Here is a 15,493-nt window from a genome sequence, read left to right as displayed (position 1 = left end):
CGAGGCGCAAGGGCCGCCGAAGGAGGAAAGAGCAGGATGCTGCGACTGGGCAGGCGCGAGTTCGACACCCACGAGGCGGTGATCATGGCCATCGTGAACCGGACCCCTGACTCCTTCTACGACCAGGGCGCGACCTTCCGCGACGAGCCGGCCCTGGACCGGGTCGAGCAGGCGGTGGCCGAGGGTGCCGCGATCATCGACATCGGCGGGGTGAAGGCCGGTCCCGGCGAGCACGTGGACGCTGCCGAGGAGGCCCGGCGCACGGTGGGCTTCGTCGCCGAGGTGCGCCGCCGCCACCCGGACGTGGTGATCAGCGTCGACACCTGGCGCCACGAGGTCGGCGAGGCCGTCTGCGAGGCCGGGGCCGATCTGCTGAACGATGCCTGGGGCGGGGTCGACCCGAAGCTCGCGGAGGTCGCCGCGCGCTACGGCGCCGGCATCGTCTGCACCCATGCGGGCGGGGTCGAACCGCGGACCCGGCCGCACCGGACCGAGTACGAGGACGTGATGGCGGACATCCTGCGGGTCACGGTCGGCCTCGCCGAACGCGCGGCGGCGCTCGGTGTCCCCCGGGAGTCGATCATGATCGACCCGGGCCACGACTTCGGGAAGAACACCCGCCACTCCCTGGAGGCCACCCGCCGCCTCGCGGAAATGGCGGAGACCGGCTGGCCCGTGCTGGTCTCCCTGTCGAACAAGGACTTCGTCGGCGAGACCCTCGACAAGCCGGTCAAGGAGCGCCTGCTGGGCACCCTGGCCACGACGGCCGTCTCGGCCTGGCTCGGCGCCCAGGTCTACCGCGTCCACGAGGTCGCGGAAACGAAGCAGGTCCTGGAGATGGTCCGCTCCATCCAGGGCCACCGTCCCCCGGCGGTCGCCCGCCGGGGGTTGGCGTAGCCCACGGCTGGGACTACCTGCCGACTTCCTTCGTCACGAGCGCGATCGCCTCTTCCACGTCGTCGGTGACGTGGAAGAGGTAGAGGTCCTTCTCCGAGGCCTTGCCCTGGGCGATGACCGTGTTCTTCAACCAGTCCAGCAGCCCGCTCCAGTACGCCGTGCCGAACAGCACGATCGGGAAGCGGGTGATCTTCTGCGTCTGGACCAGGGTCAGGGCCTCGAACAGCTCGTCGAGGGTGCCGAGGCCACCGGGCAGGACCACGAAGCCCTGGCTGTACTTCACGAACATCGTCTTGCGGACGAAGAAGTAGCGGAAGTTCAGCCCGAGGTCGACGTGCTCGTTGAGCCCCTGCTCGAAGGGCAGCTCGATGCCCAGGCCGACCGAGATGCCGTTGGCCTCCCGCGCGCCCTTGTTGGCCGCCTCCATCGCGCCCGGGCCACCGCCCGTGATCACCGCGAAGCCGGCCTCGACGAGCGCACCGCCGATCCGCACGCCCGCCTCGTACTCCGGCGAGTCCACGGGCGTCCGGGCCGAGCCGAACACGCTGATCGCCGGCGGCAGCTCCGCCAGCGTGCCGAAGCCCTCGATGAACTCCGACTGGATGCGCAGGACCCGCCAGGGATCGGTGTGCACCCACTCGGAGGGCCCGGCCGAATCCAGCAGCCGCTGGTCCGTCGTACTGCCGGCCTGCACCTGGCTCCGCCTCCTCAGCACCGGCCCGAGCTGCTGCTCCTCGGGCCGACGACGAGCGGACCCTTCAGGGTTGCCCATGATGTGCTCCCTCCTGCTGATCGTTGGCTCAGGGTAGGCGCACAAAGGTGACGAGAAGCGGAATTCAGGAGGTCAGCCAGGCGCGGAGTCGTTCCTCGCAGTGCAGGATCGCCTTCGTCTCCACGCGTTCGTCGACCTTGTGGGCCAGCAGGGCGTCGCCCGGGCCGTAGTTGACCGCCGGTACGCCCAGCGCGCTGAAGCGTGAGACGTCCGTCCAGCCGAACTTCGGCATGGCGTGGCCGCCGACGGCCTCCATGAAGGCCGCCGCCGCCGGGTGGCCGAGTCCGGGCAGGGCGCCGGGCGAGGAGTCGTCGACGACGAATTCGGAGATGTCGCAGTCCGCGAACACTTCCCGTACGTGCGCGAGCGCCTCCTCCTGGCTGCGGTCGGGTGCGTAACGGAAATTCACGGTCACCGTGCAGGCGTCCGGGATCACGTTGTTCGCGACGCCGCCCTCGATGCGGACGGCGCTGAGGCCCTCGTGGAACTCCAGGCCGTCGATCACCGGCTTGCGGGGCTCGTAGGCGGCCAGCGTGGCCAGGATGGGGCCGGCGGTGTGGATGGCGTTGGAGCCCATCCAGCTGCGCGCGGAGTGGGCGCGCTCGCCGGCCGTGCGGAGCAGCACCCGCAGGGTGCCCTGGCAGCCTCCCTCGACCTCGGCGTTGGAGGGTTCGAGGAGGACGGCGAAGTCGCCGGTCAGCCAGTCGGGGTGGGCTTCGGCGACCTTGCCGAGCCCGTTGAGGTCGGCGGCGACCTCTTCCTGGTCGTAGAAGACGAAGGTGAGGTCGCGGTTGGGCTCCGGCACGGTCGCGGCGATGCGCAGCTGCACGGCGACGCCCGACTTCATGTCGGTGGTGCCGCATCCCCACAGGATGCCGTTCTCGTCGAGGCGGGAGGGCACGTTGCCGGCGATCGGCACGGTGTCGAGGTGCCCGGCGAGTACGACGCGTTCGGCGCGGCCGAGGTGGGTGCGCGCGACGACGTTGTTGCCGTAGCGGTCCACGGTCAGGTGCGGCAGGCCGCGCAACGCGTGCTCCACGAGGTCGGCGAGGACCTTCTCGTCGCCGCTCACGGAAGGGATGTCGACGAGCCGGGCGGTCAGCTCGGCGGCGTCCAGGGTGAGGTCCAGCTCGGATTCGGACATGGAGCTGACCCTAACGCCCCGGGCTGAGGCAAAGCCTTGTCCGTCCGGCCGATGGACGCGTCGAAAGGCTCCAGTACGGTGGGCGGCGTGCCGCAGACCGATCAGCCCCGATCCCGCCGCCGTCGCCGCCCGCTCCGCTGGGCTGCCGGTTTCCTGGTGCTGGTGGCGGTCGCCGGGTACTTCTTCGTGCAGCGCGAGTCGAACGGCGGAGGGGGCACTCCCTACTGCACGGCCACGGTCAATGCCATGGGCGGCGCCAAGGGCGGTACCGATCAGAACTACGAGATGTCCCCGGAGCAGGCGGCGAACGCGGCGACGATAGCCGCCGTCGGGGTCTCCAAGGGGATGCCGGACCGGGCCGTGACGATCGCGCTGGCGACCGCGATGCAGGAGTCGATGCTGCACAACCTCGACCACGGCGACCGCGACTCGCTCGGTCTCTTCCAGCAGCGGCCCTCGCAGGGCTGGGGCACGCCCGCGCAGATCATGGACCCCGTGTACTCGGCCGGGATCTTCTACGACCGGTTGGACGAGGTCAAGGGGTACTCGCGGATGCCGCTGACGGTGGCCGCGCAGAAGGTGCAGCTCAGTGCCTTCCCGCAGGCGTACGCGAAGCACGAGCCGGACGCGACGGTCCTGACCACGGCCTTCACCGGTGGCGGCCACCTGACCTGCACCGGGCCGGCACCCGTCCAGGCCGGGGATCCGGCGAAGGTCAGGTCGGAGCTGTCCCGGCTCGTCGGCAAGGACGGGCCGCACACGCTGCCGGCGGCGCCGGGCGGGACCGCGGGGGCCGCGGCGGACGGGACGGCCCGGGAGTCCGAGGTGACCCTGGTCGCGAAGGGGGGCGACGGGGAGACGGCGAGGCGCTCCGGGCAGGTGCTCGCGCAGTGGGCGGTGGCCAACTCCCGTGAGCTGGGGATCGCCCGGGTCTCGTACTCCCTGAGCTCGTGGACCGCGGGCGCGGACGGCGACCGGTGGCGGAGCAAGGGCGGTACGGGGGGCGGGTACGGCGGCGGGGACCCCCACGACGCGCCCCCGGGGCAGATCCGGATCTTCGTGCGCGGCTGAGCCACCGGGCCCCGCGCGGGGCCGTCCGGCCGCTCGCTCGGCCGTGCGAGCCGTCCCCCGATCGGGGGTGACCCGTACGGCGGACACCGAGGGCCCGGCGGGCGGACAAGCGCAGGTCGGTGCGGCTCCAGCCCGGTTTTCACGGAAGCCGATTAAACGATGCGTTACTGATCCTTTACCCACCGGCTCCGCAACTCGAGCCCCCCTCCGAGCGGTTGTACCGGCGTACTCAGCCGCTACCGCTTAGGAGCATCATGTCCCTCCCCCTGACCCGCCGGATCGCCCGTACCGCGCTGCTCCTCGCAGCCGGGGCAGCTCCCGTGGTCGGTGCGGCCGGCGTGGCCAGCGCCGCGGGCCTGGAGTCCGTGCCGCAGCTGGGCGCGCTCACCGCGCCGGACGCGGCGGCCCCCGCCGTGGACGGCACCGCCTCCACCGCCGCGGAGACCGCGGACACCGCGGCCAAGACCCTCCCGGCCGTCCCGGCCGCCCCCGCCGACCTGACGGGCACGGCGGGATCCCTCCTCGGCGGGCTCCCGGCGGGTCTGCCGGGCGGGCTGCCGGGTGGCCTTCCGGGTGGTCTGCCGGGCGGGCTGCCCGGCCTCGGCTAGCCGCCGCCGCAAGAACTCCGAGGGGCCCGGGAGCACGAACTCCCGGGCCCCTCGGGCTGTCCGTGCACGCGTCCGTTACGGCGCCAGCCGCTTGACCGCCGCCGCGACGCGTTCGTCCGTGGCGGTGAGGGCGACGCGGACGAACCGCGCGCCCGCCTCGCCGTAGAAGTCGCCCGGCGCGACCAGGATGCCCAGGCCCGCGAGGTGCGCGACCGTGTCCCAGCAGGGCTCGTCCCGGGTCACCCACAGGTACAGGCTGGCCTCGCTGTGCTCGACGCGGAAACCGTGCGCCTCCAGGGCCGTGCGCAGCGCTTCCCGGCGGGCCGCGTAGCGCACCCGCTGTTCCTCGACGTGCGTGTCGTCGCCCAGCGCCGCCACCGTGGCCGCCTGGACCGGGGCCGGGGTCATCATGCCGCCGTGCTTGCGGATCTGGAGCAGCTCGCCGAGGACGTCGGCGTCACCCGCGATGAAGGCCGCCCGGTAGCCGGCCAGGTTGGACCGCTTGGAGAGCGAGTGCACGCTCACGATGCCCTCGTAGGAGCCCCCGCAGACCTCGTCGTGCAGGACGGAGACGGGCTCGGCCTCCCAGCCCAGTTCCAGGTAGCACTCGTCGCTGAAGATCAGCACCCCGTGCTCACGGGCCCAGGCCACGATCCGGACGAGCTCCTCCTTGGCCAGGACCCTCCCGGTGGGGTTGGAGGGGGAGTTCAGCCACAGCAGCTTCACGCGGGCCGGGTCGAGGTCGGTGGTGGGGTCGTCGTAGACCACCGGCTCGGCGCCGCACAGCCGCGCGCCGACCTCGTACGTCGGGTAGGCGAGCCGGGGGTACGCCACCTGGTCGCCGGCGCCGAGGCCCAGCTGGGTCGGCAGCCAGGCCACCAGTTCCTTCGAGCCGACGACCGGCAGGACGTTGCGGTGCCCGGCGGCGCTCGCGCCGAGGCGGCCGCGCACCCACCCGGTGATCGCGTCGCGCAGTGCGGCCGTTCCCCACACCGTGGGATAGCCCGGGGAGTCCGCGGCCTCGATCAGGGCACGCTGGACCAGCTCCGGCACCGGGTCGACCGGGGTGCCGACGGAGAGGTCGACGATGCCGTCCGCGTGGGCCGCCGCCGTTGCCTTGTACGGCTCCAGCTTGTCCCAGGGGAAGACGGGAAGACGGGCTGAGACTGCGGCCACGATGCGCTCTTTTCGCTTTCCAGGGGTGGTTCGTTGTACCGGTGAACTATGCCGGTGAACTGCGCCGGGGCACTGCGCCGGTAGGCGGCGCCGGGCACAAACACCTCGGTCCCGTGCGGCTGTGAGCCGTACGGGACCGAGGGACGCGCGTGGGGCGGTACCCGACCGTCAGTGGCTCGGGTTGATGTCCGCGGGAAGAGCTGCGACGAAGGGGTGGTCGCGCTCGATCAGGCCGAGCTTGGAAGCACCACCGGGCGAACCGAGCTCGTCGAAGAACTCGACGTTCGCCTTGTAGTAGTCCTTCCACTCCTCCGGAGTGTCGTCCTCGTAGAAGATGGCCTCGACCGGGCAGACCGGCTCACACGCACCACAGTCGACGCACTCGTCCGGGTGGATGTACAAGGACCGCTTGCCCTCGTAGATGCAGTCGACGGGGCACTCTTCGATGCATGCCTTGTCCTTGACGTCGACACAAGGCTCCGCGATGACGTAGGTCACGCTCTCGTTCCTCCTCGGTAGGGCTTTCCATATCGCGCGGGAGCGCGGCGTCGTCGATGCCCGCCTCTAGTATCTCCGTTCCCGGGCACGATCCGAACAGGAGGGGCGGACAGAGCTGTGGAAATCACTGCCGGTGGACGGCTGGAGATCCGGATTACACCCGCTGACGTGGGTAAACGTGTCTCTGTACGACGGGTGGAGCGCGGCTCGGGCGGGGCCCCCGCGTTCACGGACACCGTAGGGGTTCTCACATCCTGGAACACCGGTGTGGTGACGATCACACGAAAGACCGGTGAGTCCGTCCGAATCGCGGAATCCGCGCTGGTCGCGGGCAAGGTCGTACCGGCCGCGCCGGCCCGGCGCAGGGGCCCGGCGGCCTCCTTCGAGGAGCTCGCGCGGGCCTCGGCGCGGGCCTGGGTGCCGCTGGAGAGCGAGCCCCTGGGCGAGTGGACGCTGCGCGCGGCCGGCGGGTTCACCCGGCGGGCCAATTCGGTGCTGCCGCTCGGCGATCCCGGGATCCCGCTGGACGAAGCACTCGCGCGAGTGACTTCCTGGTACGCGCAAAGGGGACTGCCGGCCTACGTCCAGGCCGCCACGGGGGCCGCGGGCACGCAGGAGATGCTGTGCGCGGAGCTGGCGGCCCGGGGCTGGGCCCGTGAGGTCTCGGCCGAGGTGCGCGTCGGCGGCCTGGCGGCGGTCGCCGACCTGGACGTGGACGACCAGGTGGTCGCGGGCGTACGCCTGACCCGCGCCCCGGACGAGGACTGGCTGGGGCGCTACGGGCGCGTGAAGGACCCGGAGGCCGCCCGCCGGGTGCTGTCGGCGGGGCCGTCGGTGTGGTTCGCGGCGGTGCCCGGGCGGGCGATCGGCCGGCTCGTGGTGGACGGCCGGTGGGCCGGTTTCGCGGCGGTCGAGGTGGACCCGGAACACCGGCGCCGGGGCCTCGCCTCGGCCGTGATGGCGGCGCTCGCCCGGCGGGCGCTGGAGGAGGGCGCGTCGGCGGCCTGGCTCCAGGTGGAGACGGACAACGCCGGGGCGCGGGCGCTGTACGAGGGGATGGGCTTCGCGACCCACCACTCCTACCACCACTACCACCTGGCGGCGGCGTGACCTCGGCGTGGCGGGAGCGGTTCGCCGAGGAGGCGCGGGCGGAGCGGCCGGACCTGGCCACGCTGTGCCTGCTGCTGGCCACCGAGGGGGACCCGGAGCTCGACGAACGGGTCATGGACTGGGCGCAGATCGAGCTGGACCGGATGGCGGGGATGCTGCCGTACGGGCTGCGGGGCGCATCCGCGTGGGCCTCCGCGGTCACCGCGCTGCTGGGCGGTCGGATGGGGTTCCACGGAACCCCGGGCGACTACGACCGGCTCTCGTCCTCGTTCCTGCACGAAGTGCTGCGGCGGCGCCGGGGGCTGCCGATCCTGCTGTCCGTGGTCTGGCTGGAGGTGGCCCGGCGGGCCGGGGCCCCCGTGTACGGGCTGGCCCTGCCCGGGCACTTCGTGGTGGGCTTCGGCGATCCGGAGGAGGGCGTGGTCGTCGACCCCTTCGCGGGGGGCGCCTCGCTGGGCGCGGGGCCGGCGGAGCTGGCGGCCGGGCCCCGGACCGCGGCGCGCACGCTGGACATCGTCCTGCGGATCCTGAACAACGTCCGGGCCTGGGCCGCGGCGCGTCCCGAGCACTCGGGGGTGGCACTGTGGACGCTGGACCTGGCGCTGCTCCTGCCGTCGCATCCGGCGGCGCTGCGGTACGAGCGGGCGAAGCTGCTCGTGCAGCGGGGGGACTTCGCGCGGGGGGCGTCCGAGCTGGAGTCCTACGCGCAGGTCGTCGATGTGATCGACCCGCCGGTCGCCGACCGGATCCGTGCGGAGGCCGTCTCCGCCAGGGCGCTGCTGAACTAGGGCCTGGGCGCCTGCCGCTGTGCGGGGCCGGCCGGTGTCGCCCCAGGCGGCGCGGAGGCTCAGAGCCAGCCCTTCTCGCGGGCCACGCGCACCGCTTCGGCGCGGTTGCGCGCCGCCAGTTTCTGGATGGCCGTCGAGAGGTAGTTGCGGACCGTGCCCTGGGACAGGTGGAGGCGGGCGGCCAGTTCCGCGTTGGTCGCGCCCGACTCCGCCTCGCGCAGCACCTCCCGTTCGCGGTCGGTCAGCGGGTTGGCGCCCTCGGCCAGGGCCGCCGCCGCCAGGTTGGGGTCGATGACCCGCTCGCCCGCCAGCACCTTGCGTACCGCCGCGGCGAGTTGCGCGGCCGGCGCGTCCTTGACCAGGAAGGCGGATGCGCCCGCCTCCATGGCCCCGCGCAGGTAGCCGGGCCGGCCGAAGGTGGTCAGGATGACGATGCGGAGCGAGGGCAGCGCGGAGCGCAGGGCCGCCGCGGCCTCGATGCCGGTCATGCCCGGCATCTCGATGTCGAGGAGGGCCACGTTGACGTCGTGGGCCCGGGCCGCCGCCACCACCTCGTCCCCGCGGGCGACTTGGGCCAGCACCTCGATGTCCGGCTCCAGCCCGAGGAGGGCCGCCAGCGCCTCGCGGACCATGGACTGGTCCTCCGCCAGGAGGATCCGGATCGGGCGTGGGCTCATGACTGCGATCCTAGGGGGATGCGGGCCTGGAGCCGGAAGCCGGCCTTCTCCCTGCCGTGCGGACCGGCCGGTCCGGCGGACAGGGTGCCGCCCACCGCTTCCAGCCGTTCCGTCAGGCCTGTCAGGCCGTTGCCGGGCACGGCGGATCCGGCCGAACCGTCGTCGGTGACCGTCAGTTCGGCCACCGGGCCCGCCAGGGTCTGGCGGGCGGCGAGGCCGACCGTGCAGCGCTTCGCACCGCTGTGCCGGACCACGTTCGTGACGGCCTCGCGCAGGGCCCAGGCGAGGGCCGATTCGATCTCTTCGGGGAATTGCGCGTCGCAGTCCGCCGGGAGGTCAGCGAGGATTCCGGCCGCCGTCAACGCGGTCCGCGCACCCGCCAGTTCGCCCGGCAGCGTCGGTCGCCGGTAGCCGCTCACGGCCTCCCGTACGTCGACCAGCGCCTGCCGGCTGACCTGCTCGATGTCCGCCACCTGGCGGGCGGCCGCCTCGGGCTGGTCCGGCAGCATCCGCCCGGCGAGCTCGCTCTTGAGCGTGATCAGCGACAGCGAGTGGCCCAGCAGGTCGTGCAGGTCCCGGGCCATCCGCAGCCGTTCCTCGTTGGCCGCGAGCTGCGCCACCGTGGCCCGTGCCTGGCGCAGTTCGACGGTGGTGCGGATCATCGCGCGGATGCCGACCATGGCGAACCCGCCCATGAGGGAGGGGATCAGCAGGCCGGCCAGGTAGGCCTTGCCGTCCGGCACGGCGAGGGCCGTCGCGGTCAGCAGGGCGGTCGCGCCGGGGACGGTCCAGCGGGAGAACTCCCCCGGCAGGGCGGCTCCGGAGGAGATGGCCACGTAGACGAAGAGCACGAGCCATTCGCGGCCGAGCGCCAGGGAGAGGACGGTGGCCTGGGCGGCGAGCACCGCCACGGAGAACAGGACCCGGCGGGTGTCCATCTGCCGGGCGGTGCGGAAGACGAGGATCAGGTACCACGCGACGAAGGCGACGAGGCCCAGGCCACCGAGGAGCCGGGCTCCCAGGCTGTGGCCGCCGCTGATCAGGTCGGTGACGGGGGCGCTGAGGTAGAAGAGCCAGAGGCCGATCCACAGCCCCTTCACGATCTTCTGCCGGCGGTTCTCCGGCGGGACCCCGACCCGGGTCGAGCCCGGCACCCCCGTCGGTTCCCACGCTTCCGGGCTGCTGGTCACGGCTCTCACGCCTTCAGGGAGTCCTTGCGGTACAGCCAGGCGGCGGCACCAGTGAACAGTACGAAGTACACGGCGAGGACGGCGACGTCCTTGGCGTGCGGCGCGCCGCCCAGCTCGATGGCGTGGCCGAGGCCGGCGTAGGCGTGGGTCGGGAGCCATTCGCAGATGCTGCGCAGCCACTGCGGGAAGTTGGTGGTGGGCATCCACAGGCCGCCGAGGATGGAGAGGCTGAAGTAGAAGAGCATCGTGATGGGGCGGACGGTGTCCCCGCTGGCGAGGTAGCCCAGCGCGACGCCGAGAGCGGCGAAGACCAGGCTGCCGGCCCAGATGGAACCGGTGAGGGCGAGCCACTGCCAGGCTTCGAAGCGGACGCCCTTGACGCCCGCGGCCACCGCGAAGACGACGAGGATGGCGGGGAGCGAGAGCACGCCGGCGCTCGCGGTCTTGGCGATGACGTAGCCGCGGCCGGGCAGCGAGGTGAGGCGCAGCTGGCGGACCCAGCCGGACTCGCGCTCCTTGGCGATGCGCTCGCTGTTGCCCATCAGGACGGCGGTCAGGGCGCCGAAGGAGGCCATCGCCACCATGTAGAACGCGGGCAGGGGCAGCTCGGTGCCCATGACCTTGGTCGAGCCGTTCAGCGTGCCGCCCAGCATCAGGAAGAGGGCGGCCGGGTAGAGGACGGTGAAGAACATGTACTTCTTGTTGCGCAGCGCCCGGGTGATTTCGAGCGTGACGAGCTTCGTCGTTCCGGTGTTCATCATGTCGCTCAGGCCTCCTCGGCCTCGGTGAGGGCGATGAAGGCCTGTTCCAGGCCCAGACCCGAGACCTCCAGGTTGCGGGGGTAGGCCCCCAGGGCGTACACGGCGTGGACGGTCGCGTCGGCGTCGCTGGACTGGAGCCGGACGGTCTCCCCGTGCCGCTCGAAGCCGGTGAGGTGCGGGAGCTCGCGCAGGGCCCGCTCGTCCACCGACCCCTCGGTGAGGTCGAAGGCGATCCGTCGGGCGCCGGCCCTGGCCTTGATCTCGGCGGCGGTGCCGTCGGCGAGGAGCCGGCCCTTCTGCAGGACCAGGACCCGGTCGGCGATCGCGTCCGCCTCTTCGAGGTAGTGCGTGGCGAACAGGACGGTGCGGCCCTGGGCGGCCTGCTCGCGCATGGTGGCCCAGAACGCCTGGCGGGCGGTGACGTCCATGCCGGTGGTCGGCTCGTCGAGCACGATCAGGTCGTTGTGACCGGCCGTCGCGAGGGCGAAGCGCACGCGCTGCTCCTGGCCGCCGGAGAGCTTGTTGACCATCCGGCCGGCGATGTCGGAGACACCGGCGAGGCCGAGCACCTGGTCCACCGGGTGGGGGCGGGGGTGCAGGGCGCAGGTGAGCGTGACCAGTTCGCGTACGGTCACGTCCTCCATGAGGCCGCCGGTCTGCAGCATCGCGCCGACCCGGCCCGCCGCGATGGCCTCGCGGGGGGTGGTGCCGAAGAGCTGGACGGAGCCGGAGTCGGCGGGGCGCAGGCCCAGCAGCAGGTCGAGGGTGGAGGACTTGCCCGCGCCGTTGGGGCCGAGGAGGGCGACGGTCTCGCCGGGGTGGAGGTCGAGGGTGAGTTCGTCGACCGCCCGGACCGGGCCGTAGTTCTTGGTCACGTCTCGGAAGCTCACCACGGCCGCGCCGGCGGGCTTGGTGCCGCTGCCGGGCTCCGTGGCGGCGCTGGAGTGCGTCGCGGTCGTCGTCTTCATGGCTCAAGACTCGCCCGTACGGGGGTCCGCGCGGCAGTGTCCCGCGTCGTGGGAGCCGCATGACGGATGTCATGCGGCGGGCATGACGCGGATGCGCCGGAGCCCCTCCCCGGCGTGCGGGGAGGGGCTCCGGGGCGCGGTTCAGTTCGCGTTGGTGTCGATGACCGCGGTCCGCTCGGCGGTCGTCTTGCCGCGCAGGGCCTTGCCGAGGGCTCCGGCGACGTCCTGCGGGGTCACGGCGGTCTTCTCGCCGGTGCCGCGCGTGATGAGGACGCCGTCGAAAGCGTTCCCGTAGGTCGTCTTGAGCGCTTCCAGGTCGTACTTCTCGACGAGGTGGCCGTCCACGACCTGCATGCTGAGGATCTTGGGCAGGGACTTGGCGCCGAAGGGGAGCGACTTGCCGCCCGCCTTGACGGTGGCGGGCGCCGACATCGCGGGCTCGGCGAACTCCTTCATGGCCCGGTCCAGTTCGTCCTTGCCGACGACCGGGTCCTTGGTGGCGACCGGGAGTTCGACCGGGGCGGCCTTGCCGGTGGCGACCATGTCGCGGAAGGCCGTGTTGACCAGGCCGACGGAGCCGTCGACGTCGAGCGTGGAGCCGGGCTTGCCGGGGACGGCGACGGCCTTGCCCGTGTCGAAGGTGATGGTGCCCTCGGTGACGGACCCGGCGGTTCCGGCCAGCTCCTGGAGGGCGACCCGCAGCTTCTCGTCGTCGGTGGGCATGACGGGTTCGGCCTTGCGCTCGCTGCCGAAGAGGGAGCCGATGACCGTGACGGGGTTGTAGTCGCTGCCCGCCGCGTTGCGGACGGTGGTCTGGCTGTCCAGGCTCAGGCCTGCCTTCTCGGGCTTCAGCTCGACCGGCTTGCCCCCGACGGTGAGCTGGAGCGGGGCGGCCGCCCGGTTGCCGAAGGCGGTCTGGAACTTGGCGACGGCCTCGTCGCGGGTACCGCTGATCTCGACGCCGAGGACGGTGGTGCCCTTGGGGACGTCGGAGTGGTTCAGGAGCAGACCGGCTCCGTAGGCCACGCCGAGCAGCCCGAAGAGGGCGCCGCCGAGCAGGACGAGCTTGTTGCGGCCCTTCTTGGCGGGCCGGGAGGGGGCCTTGGACTTCGCCGAGGGCGCGGTCGGGGCGGGCACGCTCTGCCCCGCGGCCCGGGGGACGGGCGCCGGCCGCGGCTGCGACGGTCCGGCGGTGTCCAGCTCGGGGCCGGGCCAGCGGGGCTCGCGCGCATCACCGACGGGTACGGTCCCCAGCGCGGGCCCGCCGGTCGGCCCGGCCGGGCCGGAGCCGTAGCCGGGCGTGCCCGGGCCGGCCGCGGGGCCCGCGAAGCCCATGGTCGGGGTGTCCTGGCCGGGGCCGAAGGCCGGACCGCCGGGCCGGGCGGCGTTGGGGGGAACGGCGGCTCCCGGACCCCGGGTCACGGGGCCGGGGCCGTACGCGGCGCCCGCCCCGGGCTGCGGAGCACCGGGACCGGGGTTGGCGCCGACGCCGGGACCCCGTCCGAGGCCGGTACCGGGGCCGGCGGGGACACCCGGACCCGGACGGGCGGCTCCGGCCGGCGGCGCGGGGAAGCCCGGACCCGCGCCCGTGCCACCCGGGCCGGGGCCCGTCGGCGCACCGGGGCGCGGGCCCGCCGGGGGCTGGGCGAAGCCCCCCGGGGGGGTGTCGAAGCGCGGGGCGCCGGGCGGCGTCGGAGCCGGGGCGGCGGGCATCCGGCCGGAGGCGGGGCCGGGGCCGCCCGGTCCGGGGCCCGCGGGCGCACCGGGGCGCGGGCCGGCCGGAGGGGCGTAGCCCTGCGCGGGCGGGTCCTGTCGCGGGGCGCCGGGACCCGCGGGTGCGGCTCCCGCCGCCGGGGCCTGGGCGCGCGGCGGCGCCGGGGCGGCCTTGCGGGGCGCGAACCAGTTGCTGGCCGTCTCCTCGGCCGGAGCCGGCTCGGGAGCGGGCGCCGGGGCCGACGCGGCCGCGGACTCCGGCTCGCCCTCGGGCTCCGGCACGGTCGTGCGTACGACCACGGGCGGAATCGGCCGCGAACCCGGGATGTTGATCCGGATCCGGGTCGTCAGCTGGGTCTCCGTCTTCGGCCCGTCGGAATCCGGCGTGGACGGCTTGGCGGGCGGTGCGGTCACAGAACTCTCCTCCGGGGTGGTAGCCGCGCCCGGCCCGGATGGCACAGTCGTGGACGGATACTGGCTGGTTCCATACGGCGGCGTACCCGAGGGGTAGGCGGCTCCACCGCGCCCGTTGGGCCCGGAGGACGGACTGTCAGTTTCACGACTCAAGGCAGGTTCTCCCGATCGGCTCCACCACCCGTCATACCGTGCGCGGGCAGCTCGGCGGCCGGTCCACCATACTGTCCGCCGCCGGAGCGCACCCGACTCACGGCATCGAAGGGTTCCTCCCGGCCCTCCTCAGGGCCCTCCCGGGCTCCCTCGGCGTACCCCCCGATCCCCGGTACCGCAGGGCCCGGAGGCCCGCAGGGCCGCCTTCGGGGCCGCTCGTCAAGGAGTCGCGGGTGTCCGCCGCCACGTCACCCGGCGGACTTGACGGCCGAAAGCGGCCGGTCCCCCGGCCCGCTCATCGTGGCGCACATCACAGCCAGCACCACTCCGCCCAAAAGGTAGGCGTACATGCCGATTCCGGACGAACTGAGCAGGAAGTCGCCCTCCGGTCGCGGCAGGCTGAGGATCACGTAGGAGAGGAACCAGCCGGCGGCGCCCGCCCCCACCCCGATGCCGGTCCCCAGGGCGATCCGGCCACCGAGGAACAGCCCGAGGAGGGCGAGGAGCCCGAGCAGCAGCCCGCCCGGGAACCACAGGTCCACCACGAGCCAGCCGGCCGTGCCGGTCAGTACTCCCGCCACCAACAGGCCCAGTACGGCGGCGATCCGTCCCGCCGTCCACGTGCCGGTCATGCCCGCACCCCCGCGAAGAGGTCGCGCTCGCGCTCGCCCGCCGGGGCGCCCGGCCGGCCGGCGGCCAACTCGTAGTACTCGCGGGCGAACAGCGGTTGCGCCAGGTCGTTGGAGAGCGCGAAGAAGGGGCCGTCCACCGCGATCTGGGTCGCGTGCGCCCGCATCGCGGCGGTCTTGGCGGCCACGAAGGCCTCGTCGGCGGCCTCGTCGCCGCCGATCTCGGCGGTGATCCGTCCGTCGGCCACCACGCCCGGCACGTCGTCCGGTTCGGCCGTGCCCGGGAAGGGCGCCCCGCCCCCGGCCGCGTGCAGCCGGGCGAAGCCCTCCTCGACGACCGAGCGCGGGATGCGATTCCAGTAGAGCTTCTCGATCGTGTGCGGCCCGCCCAGGTCCCGGCGGTACGCGGGCTCCGCGGCGAGTTCGGCGGCGCGGGTGGCGACGCGGTGGGCCTGGATGTGGTCGGGGTGGCCGTAGCCGCCGTCCGGGTCGTAGGTGACGAGGACCTGGGGCCGCAGTTCGCGGATCACCTCTACGAGGTACCCCGCGGCCTCGTCCACGTCGGCGGACCAGAAGGCGCCGGGCCGGTGGTTCTGCTCGGCGCCCATCATCCCGGAGTCCCGGAAGCGGCCGGGGCCGCCGAGGAAGCGGTGGTCGGCGACGCCCAGTTCGCGCATGGCGGCGGTGAGCTCGCCGATGCGGTGGGCGCCGAGGGCGTCGTCGTGGTCGGCCGTGAGGTGGGCGAGTCCGGGCGGGATGACCTCACCCTCCTCGCCGAGGGTGCAGGTCACCAGCGCGACGTGGGCGCCCTCGGCCGCGTACTTGGCCATGGTGACGCCGTTGTTGATGGACTCGTCGTCCGGGTGCGCGTGCACGAGCAGGAGCCGACGGGCGGGAAGACCGTTCATGGGGCAAGCCTACGAG

Annotated in this window: 16 protein-coding genes; 5 read left to right on the top strand and 11 right to left on the bottom strand. The window is 73.3% G+C overall.

Annotated features, from left to right (window positions below):
- Positions 1-36: 36 nt before the first annotated feature.
- Positions 37-897 (top strand): dihydropteroate synthase, encoded by an 861-nt coding sequence (folP, locus tag OG389_RS24740; protein ID WP_328300643.1) that lies wholly within the window; start codon positions 37-39, stop codon positions 895-897.
- 13 nt (positions 898-910) lie between these two features.
- Here the strand turns inward: folP and OG389_RS24735 are convergent, their stop codons facing one another.
- Together OG389_RS24735 and dapE are read right to left on the bottom strand one after the other, a co-directional pair.
- Entirely contained in the window at positions 911-1,669 is a 759-nt protein-coding gene (locus OG389_RS24735) for a TIGR00730 family Rossman fold protein (protein WP_328300642.1), read from the bottom strand.
- Positions 1,670-1,733: 64 nt separating this feature from the next.
- Entirely contained in the window at positions 1,734-2,813 is a 1,080-nt protein-coding gene (gene dapE / locus OG389_RS24730) for a succinyl-diaminopimelate desuccinylase (protein WP_328300641.1), read from the bottom strand.
- Positions 2,814-2,900: 87 nt separating this feature from the next.
- Between dapE and OG389_RS24725 the strand changes: the two genes are divergently transcribed.
- Both OG389_RS24725 and OG389_RS24720 read left to right on the top strand, forming a co-directional pair.
- The gene (locus OG389_RS24725; protein ID WP_328300640.1) at positions 2,901-3,884 is read left to right on the top strand and encodes a hypothetical protein; all 984 of its coding nucleotides are present in this window, start codon (positions 2,901-2,903) and stop codon (positions 3,882-3,884) included.
- Between the two features lie 254 nt (positions 3,885-4,138).
- A complete protein-coding gene (locus tag OG389_RS24720) occupies positions 4,139-4,492 on the top strand; it encodes an ATP-binding protein (RefSeq protein ID WP_328300639.1) in 354 nt (117 codons plus the stop codon).
- Between the two features lie 75 nt (positions 4,493-4,567).
- Here the strand turns inward: OG389_RS24720 and dapC are convergent, their stop codons facing one another.
- Positions 4,568-5,668 (bottom strand): succinyldiaminopimelate transaminase, encoded by a 1,101-nt coding sequence (gene dapC / locus OG389_RS24715; RefSeq protein WP_328300638.1) that lies wholly within the window; start codon positions 5,666-5,668, stop codon positions 4,568-4,570.
- A 168-nt stretch (positions 5,669-5,836) separates the two neighbouring features.
- Positions 5,837-6,166, bottom strand: coding sequence for a ferredoxin (gene fdxA / locus OG389_RS24710; protein WP_328300637.1), 330 nt, complete (start codon positions 6,164-6,166; stop codon positions 5,837-5,839).
- A gap of 117 nt (positions 6,167-6,283) precedes the next feature.
- On the opposite strand from fdxA, the gene OG389_RS24705 reads away from it, so the two are divergent.
- Together OG389_RS24705 and OG389_RS24700 are read left to right on the top strand one after the other, a co-directional pair.
- Positions 6,284-7,276, top strand: a complete 993-nt coding sequence (locus OG389_RS24705; RefSeq protein WP_328300636.1) for a GNAT family N-acetyltransferase — start codon at positions 6,284-6,286, stop codon at positions 7,274-7,276.
- On the top strand, positions 7,273-8,064 hold the full coding sequence (locus OG389_RS24700) for a transglutaminase-like domain-containing protein (protein ID WP_328300635.1): 792 nt from the start codon (positions 7,273-7,275) through the stop codon (positions 8,062-8,064). The genes OG389_RS24705 and OG389_RS24700 overlap by 4 nt, the downstream gene beginning before the upstream one ends.
- 59 nt (positions 8,065-8,123) lie before the next feature.
- On the opposite strand, the gene OG389_RS24695 is transcribed toward OG389_RS24700, so the two are convergent.
- The 7 genes from OG389_RS24695 to mshB all read right to left on the bottom strand — a co-directional run bounded on the left by OG389_RS24695 (position 8,124) and on the right by mshB (position 15,477).
- Positions 8,124-8,741 carry a response regulator transcription factor gene (locus tag OG389_RS24695; RefSeq protein WP_328300634.1) on the bottom strand — a complete coding sequence of 206 codons (618 nt, stop codon included), beginning with the start codon at positions 8,739-8,741 and terminating at the stop codon, positions 8,124-8,126.
- A complete protein-coding gene (locus tag OG389_RS24690; RefSeq protein ID WP_328300633.1) occupies positions 8,738-9,931 on the bottom strand; it encodes a sensor histidine kinase in 1,194 nt (397 codons plus the stop codon). The genes OG389_RS24695 and OG389_RS24690 overlap by 4 nt, the downstream gene beginning before the upstream one ends.
- Positions 9,932-9,936: 5 nt before the next feature.
- Positions 9,937-10,689: an ABC transporter permease gene (locus OG389_RS24685; protein ID WP_328304061.1), complete on the bottom strand. Its 753-nt coding sequence runs from the start codon at positions 10,687-10,689 to the stop codon at positions 9,937-9,939.
- An 8-nt stretch (positions 10,690-10,697) separates the two neighbouring features.
- Positions 10,698-11,660: an ABC transporter ATP-binding protein gene (locus tag OG389_RS24680; RefSeq protein ID WP_328300632.1), complete on the bottom strand. Its 963-nt coding sequence runs from the start codon at positions 11,658-11,660 to the stop codon at positions 10,698-10,700.
- Between the two features lie 141 nt (positions 11,661-11,801).
- Complete coding sequence (locus OG389_RS24675; protein ID WP_443059332.1) at positions 11,802-13,940, bottom strand: hypothetical protein; 2,139 nt, start codon at positions 13,938-13,940, stop codon at positions 11,802-11,804.
- Positions 13,941-14,188: 248 nt separating this feature from the next.
- Positions 14,189-14,572, bottom strand: coding sequence for a DUF6113 family protein (locus tag OG389_RS24670; RefSeq protein WP_328300630.1), 384 nt, complete (start codon positions 14,570-14,572; stop codon positions 14,189-14,191).
- A complete protein-coding gene (gene mshB / locus OG389_RS24665) occupies positions 14,569-15,477 on the bottom strand; it encodes an N-acetyl-1-D-myo-inositol-2-amino-2-deoxy-alpha-D-glucopyranoside deacetylase (protein ID WP_328300629.1) in 909 nt (302 codons plus the stop codon). The genes OG389_RS24670 and mshB overlap by 4 nt, the downstream gene beginning before the upstream one ends.
- Positions 15,478-15,493: the final 16 nt, after the last annotated feature.

The organism is Streptomyces sp. NBC_00435 (assembly GCF_036014235.1).
Lineage (GTDB): Bacteria > Actinomycetota > Actinomycetes > Streptomycetales > Streptomycetaceae > Streptomyces.
The sequence above is the reverse complement of the archived record's forward strand: the minus strand, read 5'-3'. Positions and strand labels throughout refer to the sequence as shown.